We start from the raw sequence: 15,965 nt of genomic DNA, 5'->3' as shown, positions 1-15,965 counted from the left end.
GTCTTGGTGGCAACACCGCGCTTAATTTGAGCCGAACAACGGCAGTAAATAGTTTGCGAGCACGCGTTTGAGCTCTGTCACCATCTCTGGACGGATTTGCGAATTCACATGTGTCGCGGGAAGGAGTGCACTCATGATGCGGATGCACACTTCTGCGTACAGTTGTTTTTGCTGCATCGACATCTCAGGTGCCCATAGCGACAATATGGACAGTAGCCTGGACATGACTTCATCCGCCAGGGACTCCGTCGGAAAGCAGCTCGTCCAATCGAATATGAATTCGAACGCAACATGCTGAACTTTAAATTGAACAACCTTGTCGATGATGCACTCTAGCTGTTCTGAAAAACTGACGTTCGTTGAGGCCAATTCGAGGGCGTCGTCGAGCAGCGACGTTAAACTGCTTCGATATCTGTCCGCTAATGCCTGCACGACGCTTTCTTTGTTTGGGAAAAATTGATAAAGCGAACCGATTGACGTCTCAGCGCGAAGCGCAATTGCGTTGGTCGTCATGGCGTCGTAACCAATTTCCGCAATCAACTGTTCAGCAGCGTCTAAGATGATATTGACTCGTCGTTGTCCGCGAGATGTTTTTGGTTGGTGATAGGTCGTTCTTTGCTCGTCTGCCATTGCGTCGAATCTCCTCTTAACACGCGAACCCTAGAAAGGCCCTCGACACGTCGTGCGAGGGCCTTTTCATGTAAATTGCAGTCTCCTGCAGTTTACTTTTTATTGACTTCGCCGAGCGCGTCGAGCATCGCTTGGGTAAAGCGAAGTGCTTTTTGCACGGTCGGGTCTTTCAACATCTTGAGAACGGAGAATACGCTATAGCGAGTTTGGTCCTTCTCAGCGCGCTCTTTGGCGATTTCGAACGCTTGGCGGCCCTTTTGAATCGTTCCTACCGCTGGCTCCAGATAACCTTGTGCCATCTTTGTCAGGCCTTCGAGTGTATCACCGTCGGTCACCGCATCTTCTGCAGCACGGTAAACTCGGTCTACCAGGTGGACAATCTTTGCCAAGGTTGGCAGACTGTCGACGATAGTTACGAGGCCGTTGAGGGTCTCTTCGTCCTTTGTCATCGCACTCAGGATAGAAGCGAGTTGCGGTAAATTCTCAAGGACCGTGTTCAGGGAGTTCTGTACCTGTGGGTTGAGAAGTACATCGGTTACGTCGACCGATTCGTTCACATTTGTTGCCTCTGTCACGTTGAGGACCTCCTTGCTCTTTGCACCCCTAGAGTAGCCTGTGCATCATGGCTCAAAATAACTGCATTCTTGAAGAAGAGATATATCCGCTGGATCATGACAACCAATTGTACCGTGATCCGACGTGAGAATTCCACTCCACAGTATAGTGGACTTAAAGCCTCTTTGTCTAATACCAGGCTTCGAAAAGTCTGTATGAATTGTCATCAAAGTCGGCAAACGCACACAAAGACACTGGTGATGGTTTCCGATATGGCGTGTTGTATCCCCGTCGTTCGGCGCATCTGGCGCAATTTTGATGTATACGCAGGTCAGATCATCTGGTAACATCGAATTTGCGAAATCTCCAGTCATTGGAGTGAATCGGCATTGACAATGGATACAACGAGTCAGTCACAACAAGGTACGCGCGTGATTCGTGTCGGCTATGCGGAACACGAGGCGCCATATCGCCAACAGGAGCGCGCTGGGCTTGGGTGTTACTTGTTTCGCTTGCAGATTGATGGCCACGCCCGCGCGTTGGTCGACAATCAGATGATGCACGTCAAGTCTGGCGATTTGCTGCTATTCGGGCCAGGCCAGGCGTACGAGTTGCAAATCGACCGCTTTCAGGAGGACTTCGTTCACTCCATCGATTTATATTTAATGTGTCAGGGCCCATGGCTGGACGAGTGGTGGCAGAAGCGCAGGCGTCCCACACACGCTCGGCTGTCGCTGCACGAACACTGCGTGCATTTGTGGCGGCAGTTGATTGAGGAGTACCGAAGACCAGGTACGCCAAATATGGAGTTGTGTGACTATTTGTTGCGCGCGTTGTGCCTCACGATAGACCGACACGCACACGACGCCAACAGCCACTCGACCGTCCCACTAGCTGCAGATAGGATGCGTTGGTTTATCGAACGCCATGCGCCGGACGACATCACGCTGAAAGACGTCGCCGATGCTGCTGGGCTTAGCATCTCGCGGGCGGTTCACATTTTTAAGGAAACGTATCAGCAGACCATCGTGCAGTATCTGCTCGAGGTACGGTTGCAGATGGCGTGTGACCGCATGCGGTTCAGTACGTTTAATCTCGAACAGATTGCGGATTCCTGTGGTTTTCGTAGCTATTCATACTTCTACCGCGTATTCCGATCTCGCTATGGCATTTCTCCTCGCGCTTTTCGCCAACGCGCACAGTGAAGTTGTCACGAAGTTTCCCTGTGACCTCTGGAAGTTGTATACTACAAAATGGTTGTCATCCGGCTGGTATGCCGGATTTAGGCTCGGGGAACCGGGCCCATTTTTGTGGGAGTTCTGGGGGCAGAGGAATGGGTCAGACGGGCACGGAAAAGAGAACGTTTTCACCATATATCAAGTTTTCTCGGGATGAATGGCGAAATCTGCGGAAAGCGACACCACTGACGTTGACGGAAGCGGAGTTGGAGACACTGCACGGACTCAACGAACAAGTGTCGCTGACGGAGGTCGAAGAAATTTATTTGCCGCTCACCCGCCTTTTAAACCTCTACGTTGGTGCCACGCAGAGCTTATATCGGGCAACGCACGAATTTCTCGGCGATACGGGGGAAAAGGTGCCATACATCATCGGCATTGCGGGCAGTGTGGCGGTCGGCAAGAGTACCACGGCGAGAATCATTCAGGCTTTGCTGTCGCGTTGGCCCAATCATCCAAAGGTAGACCTCGTTACAACCGACGGTTTTCTGTATCCGAATCGCGAATTGGAACGCCGCGGAATCATGCACCGAAAGGGATTTCCAGAAAGCTACGATACGCGCAAGCTGATTCACTTCTTGGCCGACGTCAAGTCTGGCAAACCGGAGGTCATCGCTCCAGTCTACTCCCACCTAACGTATGACATTGTGGCATCTGAGCAGATTGTCGTGCGTCAGCCGGACATCGTCATTCTGGAAGGTGTCAATGTCTTGCAGACGAGCCGTTCGACGAACGGTGCAAAGCCAATGAATGTATTCGTCTCCGACTTTTTCGACTTCTCGATTTACGTGGATGCACAAGAGGCGCTCATTCGGCAGTGGTATATCGAGCGGTTTCAGAAGCTCCGCGAGACGGCATTTCGCGACAAGCTGTCGTATTTTCACCGGTATGCCAGTTTGACCGTTGAAGAAGCCAACCAGACGGCACTGCGGATTTGGGAAGAGATTAACGCGAAAAACCTGCGGGAAAACATTCTGCCGACGAAGCAACGCGCTGATCTCATCTTGCAGAAGGGTGACCATCATATGGTGGAGCAGGTGTATTTGCGAAAAATATAACAGAAAACAGTGGATTTCAGATGGCAGGTGAGGAAAGGACGGGGTTGTGCGTCAGGATTTGCATAGAGCGGGAATGATTTGTCCTTTTATTCGTCCATTGGGTCTTGTTACGGTAGGTATATGCGCCGCGACAGATTTCAAAGAAGAAGAAAGGACGATGAGTGATTAACTTCTTGACGAACACAACCCGAATCAGCAAGACCGTGTTGGCGGCTACTGCGCTCGCCTGCACGACCCTGACTCCCGTCGTGTTTTCTCCTTCGTTGACACTTGCCGCCGGGCGTAACACATGTCAAGACCAAGGGTAGCTGGTTGCCGAGCGCTAGTTGGCAGACGAAATATAATGCCGTCCTCCGCGTGGCAAAGAGTAAGCTTGGCACCCCGTATATCTGGGGTCACAATGAAGACCGTGGGCAGAAAGGCTTTGACTGTTCCAATTACACAGAGTATGTGTATCACCATGCGCTGGGTTACAAGTTCAGCACATCCTCACAGGTGCAAGGGAAGTCGGTGGGGTGGAAAGTCGCTAAAGCAAACATGCGTCCCGGAGATCTCTTGATCTTCGACAACGGGAAACATGTAGGTATTTATATCGGGAACAATGAAATGATTCAGGAGGGCGGCGGTGCTGGTAAAGTCGCCTATATGAAGCTCGGTAAAGGATACTACTGGGGCAAGCATTTGACCGCAGTCAAGCGCATGTTTTAGGGCGATACGATACAGGTGCAAGTCAAGTGACTTGTTGCATCTGATCCACCCATAATGCGGTTGCGGCGCATGACAGAATCTCGAAATAGGTTGTTTCGGTCTGCAATATCCTTGCGGACAGAAACAGCCTATTTGTGTTTGTCGGTATAACGCTTGGCCTTCTATCGCCCAAAGTTGTGGAATGTGGCGTATTTGGTTGCACCGTAGCAACGGCTGCGCTAAACTTAAGTTAACGGGACGAAAAATGAACCATCGGGACTTTCAATGTCCCGATGGTTCGAACCGGGATAGGTGAGCCTGTATGGAGACTTCGGATTGGACGGCTGTGCGCAGGGTTGTCCCTGAACTAATGGATGTGTTACAGCAGCGCTTGCGCATTTTACAACGCGTGAACCTGCTTGGCCCGATTGGACGGAGGGCACTGGCACAAGCTATGCAACAATCCGAGCGTACCTTGCGTGCAGAACTGGACGTGCTGCGCCAACAGGGACTGTTATTGAGTTCCGCTGCTGGTGTATCACTTTCAGAAGAGGGAAGCACGTTATTAGGGGAACTAGAGGCAGTCGCCGCTGCGGCAGCCGGTCGGTTTGATTTGGCCAGAACGCTCTCGCAGATGTTACATATTCCTAAGGTTTTGGTCGTTGAAGGCGACAGTGACGAAGAACCTTGGGTGATTGACCAATTAGGGTTACAAGCAGGCCAGTATCTGCAAACTATCCTTCGCGAAGGCGACATTGTCGCAGTAACCGGCGGTACCACAGTAGCCGCACTCGCGCGCAATATGGTTGTCCGGCAGAGTTATCGCAACTTGCAAGTGGTTCCGGCGCGCGGTGGTGTCGGTGAGACGGTGGAGTATCAAGCGAACACTATCGCTTCGACGCTCGCCGAAAAACTCGGTGGGACGTCTATGATGCTGCACGTGCCCGACAGATTATCGCCCGGGGCAGTAGATCAACTGCTGACTGACCCATACGTTCAGGAACGGCTTCCGATTATCCGGGCCTCGACCGTCGTCGTGCATGGCATTGGCGATGCAATGGCGATGGCGCGGCGTCGGCAGGTCAGCGCCGAGGAATTGGCTCACCTGCAAGCGCGCGGTGCGAAGGCTGAGGCCTTTGGGTATTACTTTGACCAAGACGGGGAAGTGGCCTATTCGATGAAGACCATTGGTCTGAGATTGTCCGACATCCGTCACGTCCGTGAAGTACTCGCCGTCGCTGGCGGCAAACGAAAAGCGAATGCCATTGCGGCTGCAGCAAAGGCGTATCGCATCGATGCGCTCGTGACCGATGAAGGGGCTGCGAAACGCTTGGTTCAAATCGACACTAATGTGTGAGGAGAGAAACGACATGGCAGTAAAAGTTGGCATTAATGGATTTGGCCGAATTGGCCGCAATGTGTTCCGCGCCGCGCTCAAGAACGAGAATATCGAGATTGTGGCCGTCAATGACTTGACCGACGCAAAGACGTTGGCCGCTCTGCTCAAGTACGATTCCGTTCACGGGATTTTGGACGCGGAGGTAGAAGCGCAAGAAGGTGCGCTCATCGTTGGCGGAAAAACCGTTAAAGTGTTCGCAGAACGCGACCCAGGCGCTATCAAGTGGTCTGAAGTCGGCGCTGAAATCGTGATCGAGTCTACGGGTATCTTTACCGACAAGAACAAAGCGCAGGTGCACATCACGCAAGGCGGCGCCAAGAAGGTTATCATCTCCGCGCCGGCGAAAAACGAAGACGTGACCATCGTGATGGGTGTCAACCAAGACGCGTATGACCCAGCGAATCACCACGTCATCTCGAACGCATCCTGCACCACCAACTGTCTTGCACCGGTCGCAAAGGTTATCGACGATGTATTCGGCATTGAAAAAGGCCTGATGACGACTGTTCACTCCTATACAAACGACCAACGCATTCTCGATTTGCCGCACTCCGATATGCGGCGGGCGCGTGCGGCGGCGCTCAACATCATCCCGACGTCGACAGGCGCTGCAAAGGCGGTCGGTCTCGTTTTGCCACACCTCAAGGGCCGTTTGAACGGTATGGCAATGCGCGTCCCGACGCCGAACGTCTCGCTGGTTGACTTGACGGCGCAAGTGAAGTCCACGGCGACGGTCGAATCGGTCAACGAAGCTTTGAAGCAAGCTGCTGAGGGGCCGCTCAAGGGCATTCTCGCGTACAGCGACGAGCCGCTTGTGTCGCGTGATTACAATGGGGATCCACACTCCTCCACCGTCGATGCACTGTCCACCATGATCATCGACGACATGGTGAAGGTCGTCGCTTGGTACGACAACGAGTGGGGTTACTCCAACCGCGTAGTCGATCTCGCCAATTTCATCGCCTCCAAGATGTAATTGTCGCTTTGCGGTCAAAGCCGCTGCGCGCTCTGCCAAGTCAGGGTGGCGCGGCGGCTTTTTTGTGTGTTCGCCTTGGCGCGCGGCATGATTTAAGCGGTTCCATATCCCGCACACGTTCACCGTCTTGTCATGTTTATGTGGCCGGAATTTTGATATGATCATCGAAGTGTGCTTCCAGTTGTGCCTGTACAAAGGCCATAAAGGGGTGTTTACTAATGAAATTTCGTTCGCTGATGACCATCCCCGTGTTCGCTGTGCTTGTTGCTGTCACAGGCTGCGGTACCAGTGATTCTGGGAATTCGAATACGAGTGCACAGACCAGCGTGCCGAAAGACGCTCAGGTCGTTCACGTGACTGCGCAGGATTACAGTTGGACATTGGACAAGTCGACGTTCAAGGACAATCAGCCCATCGTGTTTGATCTCTCTTGCACGAGCGGATCGCACGGATTTGCAATTTCCGGCACGAATATCAATGTGCCGATTGCGTCCGGCCAGACGAAAACCGTCGTTTGGACGCCAAAGAAGGCGGGGACATACACGATTGTCTGCTCGAAGTTCTGTGGTCCAGGACACGAGCAAATGGTGCAGAAATTCAAGGTCGTCTAATCCGCCACGAGTAAAATTTGAGCCTTAGGATAGGAAAAAGCCCCCATCGCCGTATGCGAGGGGGCTTTTTCGTCGTGCTCAAGTCGTCTGGCGAAGTCACTGTGGTGTTCAGTGACTTCGCTGAACGGAGGTCATTGGACGTTGAACATCGTCACCATGCCGCTCATATTTTCGCCATCCGTCACGTGCTCTGTGATATGACAGTGGAACAGCCACTTGCCCTTCTGGTTCGCGGTGAACGCCAAATCATAGGTCGATCCCGGCGATGTGTTGATGGTATCGAGCCACTGCGGCGACGATAGCGGCCAGCCGTCCTGATTTATCAACTGGAAATGGAATCCATGCAGGTGCATTGGATGGTCCATGGAGCCGATGTTAATCAGGTGCACCAACACTTTGTCGCCAAGTTTGACCGGCATCACAGGCGTCGCTGGGTAGGAGAGGCCGTTGATGGTGTACCCGAACTGCGGCGAGTCGTTGACGATGAGCGTATACTCATCCTGGTAGCCAGGGTGGACTTGCTTCCAGCCTGTCCCCTTTGGCTCCACAATAAAGGCGCCAAAGAGGCCCATTTGCTCCTGTTTGAGCATGTCTTTCATCGGGTGGTCGTGATACATATAGGTACCAGGCGGTGCGTTGACCGTGAATGTGTAGGTCCACGTCTGCCCTGGTTTGATATCGGGTTGGCTGATACCGCCGGATCCATCTTGCTTAAACGGGACGTCGAGGCCGTGCCAGTGCACCGTCGTGCCCTCTGTGAGCTTGTTCGTCACTTCGATTTTGACTTTATCTCCTTGGTCCACCCGAATTTCGGGGCCAGGGACGGTGCCATTGTACGCCCAGGCCTCTACTTTTTGGCCGGGTTTGACTTCCCAGTAAACGGGCTGCGCGGTCAAGTGAAAGACCTTGTAGCCATTTTCCATCTTATAGGGCAAGAGCCGCATGTCGTCCGCGAGTTTGGGTTCACCACTCGATCCGGTTCCGAGCGGTGCGATAGCACCACTTGTGCTGGTGGTCGATGCAGCACCGCTATCCATGCCCCCCATTCCACTCATGTCCCCGCCGTCGCTCGTGGTTGTGGCATTGGTTGAACTCACGGTCACCGTGCCAACCATGTTCGGGTGGTAAACACAATAGTAAGGGTAGGTACCCGATTTTTTAAACGTATATGAGAAGCTTTTGCCGGGCGCTAAATCTTTTGAGTCGAACACCCCGTCTGGTTTGCCGTTTTGTCCGCTTGTGACCGTGTGAATCACGGCGTCGTCATTCTTCCACGTCACGGTGGTACCTGGTGTCACGTGAATCTGCGCTGGACTAAACGCGGAGCTTTGGAGTTGTACGGTCACATGTTTCGCGTTCGTGGTCGCTGCCGCCGGAGATGCGGTATTCGCGCTGGACCCGGATGTTTGACAGCCAGTCGTACCCACGAAAAGCAACAGTGCGGCGCCACAAGTTCCTGCATATCGCAGGATAGACGTGAGCCGCCCCCTTTTCATCCCTATCACCGTGTATCCTTCTTTCTAATCCGACTGATCGGAGGTACCTGTTTCGAGCCATCTCGCAATGGCTTAACGGTTGCGAATCATCGTCTGATCTCGGCCTGGTCCCACCGAGACAAAGTTTACGGGTACGTTCACGGCCGCCTCGATATACTCGACGAATGCGCGAGCGTTCGCAGGAAGGTCACTATACGAGCGGCAGTCTGACAAATCTTCCTGCCAGCCATTGAGCCACTCAATCTTCGGTGTCACTCGCTCCATATCCGACGCCTGCAGTGGCCAGATGTGCGATTCGCCGTCCAGTTCGTAGGCAGTGCAGACGCCAATTTTGTCGAGACCGGACAACACGTCGAGCTTCATCAACGCGAGCTCCGTATAGCCGTTAATCCAAGCGCCATATCGCAAGGTCGGCAGATCTAGCCAACCACACGCGCGTGGACGGCCGGTGGTCGCCCCAAACTCGTGGCCCTTTTCCTGCAAATATGTTCCGTGTTCATCGTGCAATTCCGTTGGGAACGGACCTGCGCCCACCGCCGTCGTATAGGCTTTGGTAATCCCTGTGATGCGGCGGATCGCCGTAGGTGGAATGCCTGCGCCCGCTGGAATGCCTCCTGAAATCGGCGACGAGGACGTGACGAATGGGTAGATGCCCCAATCCAGGTCTCGCATAATACCCAGTTGTCCCTCGAGCAGCACGTGTAAATCTTTTTGTGCTGCCTCGTAGAGCAGCGGGGTCGTATCTTGAATGTAGGGGAGCAGACGATCTCTCGCGGCCATCAACTCTGTCCACATCTCATCAAATTGCCCATAGTCCTTGAGTTGAGGAATGCGGGTGAGTTTTGCCTCCCAGGCTTGGCGCAGTCGCGTCTCAAACCGGGACAAGTCGCGCAGTTCGCCAAATTGGAGACCAAAGCGCCCGACTTTATCTTGATAGCTGGGGCCAATGCCCTGCAGTGTGGTGCCGACCTTTTTCTTCCGCTGTTCCTCTTCCCACGCGTCCTGCCAGATATGGTAAGGAAGGACCATATGCGCCCGCTCTGAGATGACGAGGCGCGACGTGTCGATGTTCCCTGCTTCGAGCGTCTCTAATTCTTTCACCAGTTGCCCTGGGTGAATGACCATGCCTGCACCGAGGACGGACGTTGTATGTGGATGGAAAATGCCGGACGGAACGAGGTGAAGCGCAAATTTCCCGTACTTGTTGACAATCGTATGTCCCGCATTGCCGCCGCCTTGGTAGCGAACGACGATGTCGGCCTGTTCGGCCAAGTAGTCTACCATTTTGCCCTTGCCTTCGTCCCCGTACTGCGCACCAATCACTGCATGAAACACTTGATGACCCCCTCTAGGAAAATCCTTTTTCAGTGTACGACTTCATTTGATATGTGTAAAATGAATGATGTGTATGAAATGGATGCGAATATCGTATAACGCCTGTTCGCTTCGTATGGCAAAGGGAGGCATACCTACCAATGCTCGGTGCCTATCAAACGTTTCTTATGGTGGTCGAGCACGAGACCGTGTCGGCTGCCGCAGAAGTGTTGCACACCACACAACCCACCGTCACGCGGCAGATTCAGCAGTTGGAGCGCACCTTGGGGACAACCTTGTTCGACCGAGTTGGCAAACGGCTGATTCTGACCAGAGCAGGTGCAAAAGTTTACGATACAGCGCGCGAGCTTCTACAGACACAAACGCGGTTGCTGGATGCGTTGTCAGAATTGACTGACCCGGAGCAAGGAACTGTCCGTCTTGGTTCCGGTTTGACCCCATGTATCTATTTATTGCCAAATGTCATTGCAAACTACGCGGCCAAGCACCCGGCTGTGCGATTTCATATTGTGACCGGATCGTCAAAGGAGGTCAGCGAGCGGCTCATGCGGCGCGAGATCGATCTCGCCTTTGTCACGACGCCCCCTGCAGACCGTGACCTGTTTACCACCGTGCCGTTGTGGCGGGATGAATTGTGCGTCGTCGTGGCGCCGTCGCACCCACAGGCCGGGGCGCGTTGTTCGGTCCGTGAAATGGCGGAGATGCCGCTTGTTTTAATGCGATCCGATTCTGGTTTGCGGCAAATTGTCGACAAAAAACTCGGTGCTCGACAGGAGGGCTTGCGCGCTGTTGTCGAAACAGACAGTTTGGAGGCGATTAGCCGCTTTGTTCAAGCTGGGCTGGGCATGGCGGTATTGCCGAAATCGGCGGTGGCCGACGACGTAGCGCAAGGGCGTTTGGCCATGGTCACACTGACGGATGCCACGCTCGGTGCGCGTACAATCACGGCCCTCACGCGCCGAAGTAGCGGATTGCCTGCCGTAACTGCCGCGTTTGTCCAGTTCTTGATGACACTTACCCAAGCGTAAGTCGATGGGTTTAGGTACCATAGGAGGGAATGGACGTGCTATCGGAGACGTATAAAAAGGAGAAACCAAGAGATGATACAGGACCATCTGCTTACGCTGATGCCACCAAGCATTGAGCTGAATACTGGAGAAGATCCTTTGGACGCAACGCGCAATATTCTTTTGGATGACGAGTGGGCGCGCGAAGTCGGTCGGCAAGACCGTATGCCAACCGTGCGCGTATGGCGCCACGCACCCGTTCGGGGGCTTGTTGTGAGTAAACGTGACGTCGCGGGGCCCAAAGGAGAAGCTGCGATGGCCACGATGGACAGGCTGGGCTGGCCGATTCTCGTCCGTCCGACCGGCGGTACGGCTGTGCCGCACGGGCCCGGGGTGCTCAATTTCTCTCTGCTTTTTCCGCGCACAAAAGATAAGGTGACGACGGACGCGTATTATCAACTGCTTTGTCAACCGATGTTGGATTGGTTTACGAGTATGGGCCTTGTGGCGACGACGGGCGCTGTTCCGGGTAGTTACTGTGATGGGAATTACAATGTGCTGGTCGATGGCAAAAAAGTGGTTGGAACGGCACAAGCTTGGCGTGGTGGGCTGGCTGGTACGAAATCGAGGCACCCGGGCTACGTGCTCGCGCACGCCTGTATTGTGGTTGATGTCGACATGATGGAAGCAACGGATGTCATCAATCGCTTCTATGAAGAGGTCGGAGACCCATACCGGGTCGATGCCAGCACATCGACCTCACTGGCCGATGCGCTGAACAAGGTGCAACCAGGGCAGACGTATTCTGCAGCCACTGCGCAAAAGGACTTTGTCACATTTCTCGAGCGGTATTATCGCAGTGCTGGTATCGCGGTTCATGTGCGCTCGTGATGGTGCAGGTCCCGTGATGTGTCGCTGTGCCCTCACGGCCTGCGGGCCTGCGGCGCATCACGTTGTACTGCCATTGCCAACGCGCGGAAATTTGGTGGGAATCGGCAGCTCGACATGGACGGTCGTGCCTTTGCCAAGCCCTTCGCTGTCGATGCCGATCTTACCGCCGTGCGCTGCCACCACCCAACTTGCGATGGAGAGACCAAGGCCGGTGCCCTTCGCGGATTGTTCGCGGGAGCGGGCGGGATCGACCGTATAGAATCTGTCAAACACCCGCTTGAGATCTTCTTTCGCAATCCCGAGCCCTGTGTCCTGAACGGAAATGACAGCGAAGTTACGCTGTTGTGTTAACGTGATGTGGACGCTTCCCCCCTCTTGTGTGAACTTCAAGGCATTGTCGAGCAGAATCACTAATAACTGATGTAGCCTGTCTCTATCGCCCGAAATGGTAATTGGCACGGGGGCGTCAGCTTTCAGTTGAATTCCTTTCATCTCGGCTAGCGTCTCGTACAACTCGTGAATATGCAGGATGAGATCCCGCAAATCGACGGCACCATGCTCAATATGCACTTGATCTGAGTCCGAACGCGCAAGCGTCAACAAGTCTTGGACGAGCTTGGATAATCGTCGCGACTCGCTGTGTGCGTTGTTCAGCCATTCCAGGTTCTCAAGCACGGTTTCATCGGTGTGTTCCATGACGATACCAAGGTTTGATTGAATGACTGCGAGTGGTGTACGCAGTTCATGCGAAGCGTCGGCGACGAATTCGAGTTGGCGTTGCCAGGCGGATCGGATTGGGCGAAGCATGCGGTCGGCGAGGATGAAGCCGACTAGGGTCGCACCGACTAGGCCAAATGCGCCGACAATCAGAATGATATGCTGCAGGTACGCAAGCAAACGGAGACTTCCACTATCCTCCGTCAGGGTCGCCAAGTAAATTCGCTGTCCACCGGAGGTGGACTGCCACGGAATGAACAAGATGCGGAAGTGGCCGTTGCTCGACGTATAATTGAGGTACGTCTTGGTCGTCAAGGTCGATATCCGGTTGTTGATTTGCGTGGCTAGGTTCTCTCCGAATTCAGCGAGTTCTGGCGATGCATATAAGGGCTGCCCAGCCCCATACGCTTCGATAATATAGACGCCGGGAATTTCTTGCGGCGTGACAAACCCGGGTGTCAGAATTTCACGGGCTGCCCGGTTCAACTGTCCGTCGATACTCTGCATCGCCGTGCCGCGGATAATCGCAAACACCGCAAACGAGGTGATGGAGTAGAGAACGATTAACAAGATGACAGACAGTAATGTAATGCGAAATCGCAGTCGCCTAAACAATCACAGACCTTCTTTATCCTTTGACATCGTTCATCATGTACTATGCAAGAGACTTCGTGTCTCAAGCTTGCGGATCAGGCTGGAAGATGTAGCCGACCCCACGAACGGTTGCAATGTAAGACGGTTTATCTGGTTCGTCGATTTTTTTACGCAGAAAGTGTACGTAGTTCTCGACCGCATTGCCGATGACATCGGCGTCTGGCCCCCACACTCTATCGAGTATGATTTCCTTGGAAAGCACTTTGCCTTGATTGCGAAGGAACAGCTCCAATAGCTGAAATTCCTTGGCCGTGAGTGTCAGGGGTTCCTCGTCTCTGGTCACTGTACGCGTTGTGAAATCGAGCCGGAAAGGCCCGGCCTCCATCGCGTCGGTGCCGCTGATTTGCCCCGTACGTCGCGTCAAAGCCCGCACGCGTGCGAGAAGTTCCTTGTTGTCGAACGGTTTGACTAGGTAGTCATCCGCGCCCGCGTCGAGACCGACGACCCGATCTTCCACGGTGTCTTTCGCGGTGAGTAAGAGTACAGGGGTTTGTACATCCTGTTCACGCATACCTTTGAGAATCTCGATACCGGACATGCCTGGCAACATAATGTCGAGGATGACGATATCGTAACTGTCTGTCGTCGCTAAGTCGTAACCCATCTCCCCGTCGTGTGCCACGTCGACGATGTACTGATTCTCCTTAAACAGCTGTTTCAGCGCCGACGCTAGTCGCCGCTCGTCCTCCACGAGTAAAATACGCACGTCATCCCACTCCCACCCTGGCGAATTGTCTATCCATATTGTACATGGTTTGCACGCGACAATGAACGTGCTATACTATCGCGGGCTCACGAAAGAACATGACGGAACATGATTGAAGTTTTACGATAAAGCTACGCGGCTGCTCGTCGCGTGTATCACGGTTTCAGGAGGGTCTAATGGTTCGCACGGAGCGTTTACATCGACAGTTAAAATCAGATATTCCCATGATTATCTGGTTATTGGGGCTCGGGTGCCTTTTAAACGTAGGCGGACTGTCTCTCTTGTGGCCCGTGAACGCCATTTACATCCACACGAATTTGCACAAAAGTATGGCTGTCGCCGGTGTCGTGTTGATGGTCTACTCTGGAACAGGCCTTTTTGGCAGTTTTCTCGGCGGTTGGCTATATGATCGCTATGGCGCCATTCGAGTAATGGTCACGACGCTTGTCGTTAGTTGCTTTGTCATCGTAATTCCCGCCTTTACTGCAAATTTTGCGATATACGTAGGCGTCATGGCCCTCTTTGGCACGGCATGCGCCATTCCATTTCCCGTGTTGAATGCAGTCGCGGGTCACGCTTGGCCGGGTGGTGGCCGCCGGGCGTTTAACTTTCTCTACGTCGCCAATAACCTGGGTGTGGCGCTAGGTACCGCCCTCGGTGGTCTCATGGCTTCGCACTCGTTTCACGCTGTATTTTACGGTATTGCGCTGGGGTATGCGATTTTACTGCTGCTTGTCGTCACCGCGCTGCGCGCACCCTTGCACCAACTTCAGCAGGTGCATCAGACAGCGCGGAAGGAAGCCGACTCTCGGTTGCAGGAGACCATCCCATGGGGCGGAATTGGCATCTTGCTGGCCGGTTACATCACGGCGTGGGTCGTCTATGTACAATGGCAAAGTACGGTGTCTGTCGACATGCAGGCGTCCGGTTATCCACTGTCGCTATACAGTCTTTTGTGGACCATCAACGGGCTCTTGATTTTTCTCGCACAGCCCGTTGTCGCATTTGTCACTCGGCGTATCTCTGCATTGCCGATGCAGATGGTCGGTGGCACGGTCCTATTTGCCCTCAGTTTTACGGCGATGTTGTTTGCGCATCACTATGCGGTGTTTGTATTCGCGATGGTTCTAACGACTCTCGGAGAGATGTTCGTGTGGCCTGCAGTCCCCGCCGCCATTGCGCAAATTTCGCCATCCAGCCGCTTGGGGACACTGCAGGGTTTGGTCAGTAGCGCCGCTACTTGCGGCCGGATGATTGGCCCCGTGCTGGGGGGCATTTTGTACGATGAGGGCGGTCTTCATCGCATTCTTCTTTACGCGGTGTTGACGTTGGCGCTTCCGGTCATCTTGTTTTTGTTCTATCAGCGCCAGACGAATTCACATCGCTCGTGACTTGCCTCTAGTGTTGCTGTGCACATGGAAAAAGTGCGGTGATTGCGGAGAAGTGGCGTGATCAAACGAGCTGCGGTCAGCGGGGGAAGGTGCCGTGACCTGGGAAACGGTCGTGGGGGCGGGCCGGATGTCTTGCGGCCGGATGTCTTATTAAGACAGATCGGCCTATTTCGGTGACAATAAGGCAGAAAATCTACCTTAATTCCCGGGTTTTCGTTTTTATCGGGCAGCATTTCAGTAGATAAGGCATCTCAGGTGTCTTAATCGGTCTGAATCTACTGAAAAACCGAAAATAGTGCACAGAATCTACCTTATATTCGCTTATGCACATGCGTCTATGCGCCGTCACGGCATGCCCGCCTTCGGTTCGATCTCGACACCGCACCGGTAATCTGCCGGATCCCCTGCAGAATGTTGTCTTCATGTGCTCCGCATTCAATGCGGTTGTCACGATTTGTCCACATTATTTCCATTGTGTTTTGATACGTGAACTTTGTATTATAAATGACGTTACTTTTATTTCGTAAGCGAAGTATTTGCACCCAAATTGACCGGGCGCCGACGTGGAAAACGAGTTCCACTTGATGACCGAGCGACTGAATAGAACCTTATTT

General features: G+C 53.6%; 16 protein-coding genes. 9 read left to right on the top strand and 7 right to left on the bottom strand.

Annotated elements, in window-relative coordinates:
- Positions 1-21 precede the first annotated feature (21 nt).
- Both K1I37_RS17310 and K1I37_RS17305 read right to left on the bottom strand, forming a co-directional pair.
- Complete coding sequence (locus K1I37_RS17310) at positions 22-630, bottom strand: TetR/AcrR family transcriptional regulator (RefSeq protein WP_021297043.1); 609 nt, start codon at positions 628-630, stop codon at positions 22-24.
- 92 nt (positions 631-722) lie between these two features.
- Positions 723-1,205, bottom strand: coding sequence for a helical membrane plugin domain-containing protein (locus K1I37_RS17305; protein ID WP_021297042.1), 483 nt, complete (start codon positions 1,203-1,205; stop codon positions 723-725).
- A 375-nt stretch (positions 1,206-1,580) separates the two neighbouring features.
- Here K1I37_RS17305 and K1I37_RS17300 point away from each other — a divergent pair, with 375 nt between their 5' ends.
- Together K1I37_RS17300 and coaA are read left to right on the top strand one after the other, a co-directional pair.
- The gene (locus K1I37_RS17300) at positions 1,581-2,390 is read left to right on the top strand and encodes a helix-turn-helix transcriptional regulator (protein WP_031218867.1); all 810 of its coding nucleotides are present in this window, start codon (positions 1,581-1,583) and stop codon (positions 2,388-2,390) included.
- Between the two features lie 128 nt (positions 2,391-2,518).
- Positions 2,519-3,481, top strand: a complete 963-nt coding sequence (gene coaA, locus K1I37_RS17295) for a type I pantothenate kinase (protein ID WP_021297040.1) — start codon at positions 2,519-2,521, stop codon at positions 3,479-3,481.
- A 16-nt stretch (positions 3,482-3,497) separates the two neighbouring features.
- Here the strand turns inward: coaA and K1I37_RS17290 are convergent, their stop codons facing one another.
- Positions 3,498-3,713: a hypothetical protein gene (locus K1I37_RS17290; protein ID WP_021297039.1), complete on the bottom strand. Its 216-nt coding sequence runs from the start codon at positions 3,711-3,713 to the stop codon at positions 3,498-3,500.
- 80 nt (positions 3,714-3,793) lie between these two features.
- Between K1I37_RS17290 and K1I37_RS17285 the strand changes: the two genes are divergently transcribed.
- From K1I37_RS17285 to K1I37_RS17270, 4 genes are all read left to right on the top strand, one after another.
- Complete coding sequence (locus K1I37_RS17285) at positions 3,794-4,189, top strand: C40 family peptidase (protein ID WP_021297038.1); 396 nt, start codon at positions 3,794-3,796, stop codon at positions 4,187-4,189.
- Positions 4,190-4,490: 301 nt separating this feature from the next.
- Positions 4,491-5,525, top strand: coding sequence for a sugar-binding transcriptional regulator (locus K1I37_RS17280; RefSeq protein WP_021297037.1), 1,035 nt, complete (start codon positions 4,491-4,493; stop codon positions 5,523-5,525).
- Positions 5,526-5,538: 13 nt separating this feature from the next.
- Positions 5,539-6,543 carry a type I glyceraldehyde-3-phosphate dehydrogenase gene (gene gap, locus K1I37_RS17275; protein WP_021297036.1) on the top strand — a complete coding sequence of 335 codons (1,005 nt, stop codon included), beginning with the start codon at positions 5,539-5,541 and terminating at the stop codon, positions 6,541-6,543.
- Positions 6,544-6,761: 218 nt separating this feature from the next.
- Positions 6,762-7,154 (top strand): cupredoxin domain-containing protein, encoded by a 393-nt coding sequence (locus K1I37_RS17270; protein ID WP_021297035.1) that lies wholly within the window; start codon positions 6,762-6,764, stop codon positions 7,152-7,154.
- A gap of 131 nt (positions 7,155-7,285) precedes the next feature.
- On the opposite strand, the gene K1I37_RS17265 is transcribed toward K1I37_RS17270, so the two are convergent.
- On the bottom strand, positions 7,286-8,650 hold the full coding sequence (locus K1I37_RS17265) for a multicopper oxidase domain-containing protein (RefSeq protein WP_236613895.1): 1,365 nt from the start codon (positions 8,648-8,650) through the stop codon (positions 7,286-7,288).
- 72 nt (positions 8,651-8,722) lie between these two features.
- Entirely contained in the window at positions 8,723-9,985 is a 1,263-nt protein-coding gene (locus tag K1I37_RS17260; protein ID WP_021297033.1) for an adenylosuccinate synthase, read from the bottom strand.
- A gap of 140 nt (positions 9,986-10,125) precedes the next feature.
- Between K1I37_RS17260 and K1I37_RS17255 the strand changes: the two genes are divergently transcribed.
- Positions 10,126-11,013: a LysR family transcriptional regulator gene (locus K1I37_RS17255; protein WP_021297032.1), complete on the top strand. Its 888-nt coding sequence runs from the start codon at positions 10,126-10,128 to the stop codon at positions 11,011-11,013.
- A gap of 72 nt (positions 11,014-11,085) precedes the next feature.
- On the top strand, positions 11,086-11,883 hold the full coding sequence (locus tag K1I37_RS17250; RefSeq protein ID WP_021297031.1) for a lipoate--protein ligase family protein: 798 nt from the start codon (positions 11,086-11,088) through the stop codon (positions 11,881-11,883).
- 57 nt (positions 11,884-11,940) lie between these two features.
- On the opposite strand, the gene K1I37_RS17245 is transcribed toward K1I37_RS17250, so the two are convergent.
- Both K1I37_RS17245 and K1I37_RS17240 read right to left on the bottom strand, forming a co-directional pair.
- Positions 11,941-13,215, bottom strand: coding sequence for a sensor histidine kinase (locus tag K1I37_RS17245; protein WP_021297030.1), 1,275 nt, complete (start codon positions 13,213-13,215; stop codon positions 11,941-11,943).
- 61 nt (positions 13,216-13,276) lie between these two features.
- Positions 13,277-13,960, bottom strand: a complete 684-nt coding sequence (locus K1I37_RS17240) for a response regulator transcription factor (protein ID WP_021297029.1) — start codon at positions 13,958-13,960, stop codon at positions 13,277-13,279.
- 176 nt (positions 13,961-14,136) lie between these two features.
- Between K1I37_RS17240 and K1I37_RS17235 the strand changes: the two genes are divergently transcribed.
- Entirely contained in the window at positions 14,137-15,351 is a 1,215-nt protein-coding gene (locus K1I37_RS17235) for an MDR family MFS transporter (RefSeq protein ID WP_021297028.1), read from the top strand.
- The last annotated feature ends 614 nt before the right edge of the window (positions 15,352-15,965 follow it).

The sequence above is a fragment of the Alicyclobacillus acidoterrestris genome (genome assembly GCF_022674245.1).
Classification (GTDB): domain Bacteria; phylum Bacillota; class Bacilli; order Alicyclobacillales; family Alicyclobacillaceae; genus Alicyclobacillus; species Alicyclobacillus acidoterrestris.
The sequence above is the reverse complement of the archived record's forward strand: the minus strand, read 5'-3'. Positions and strand labels throughout refer to the sequence as shown.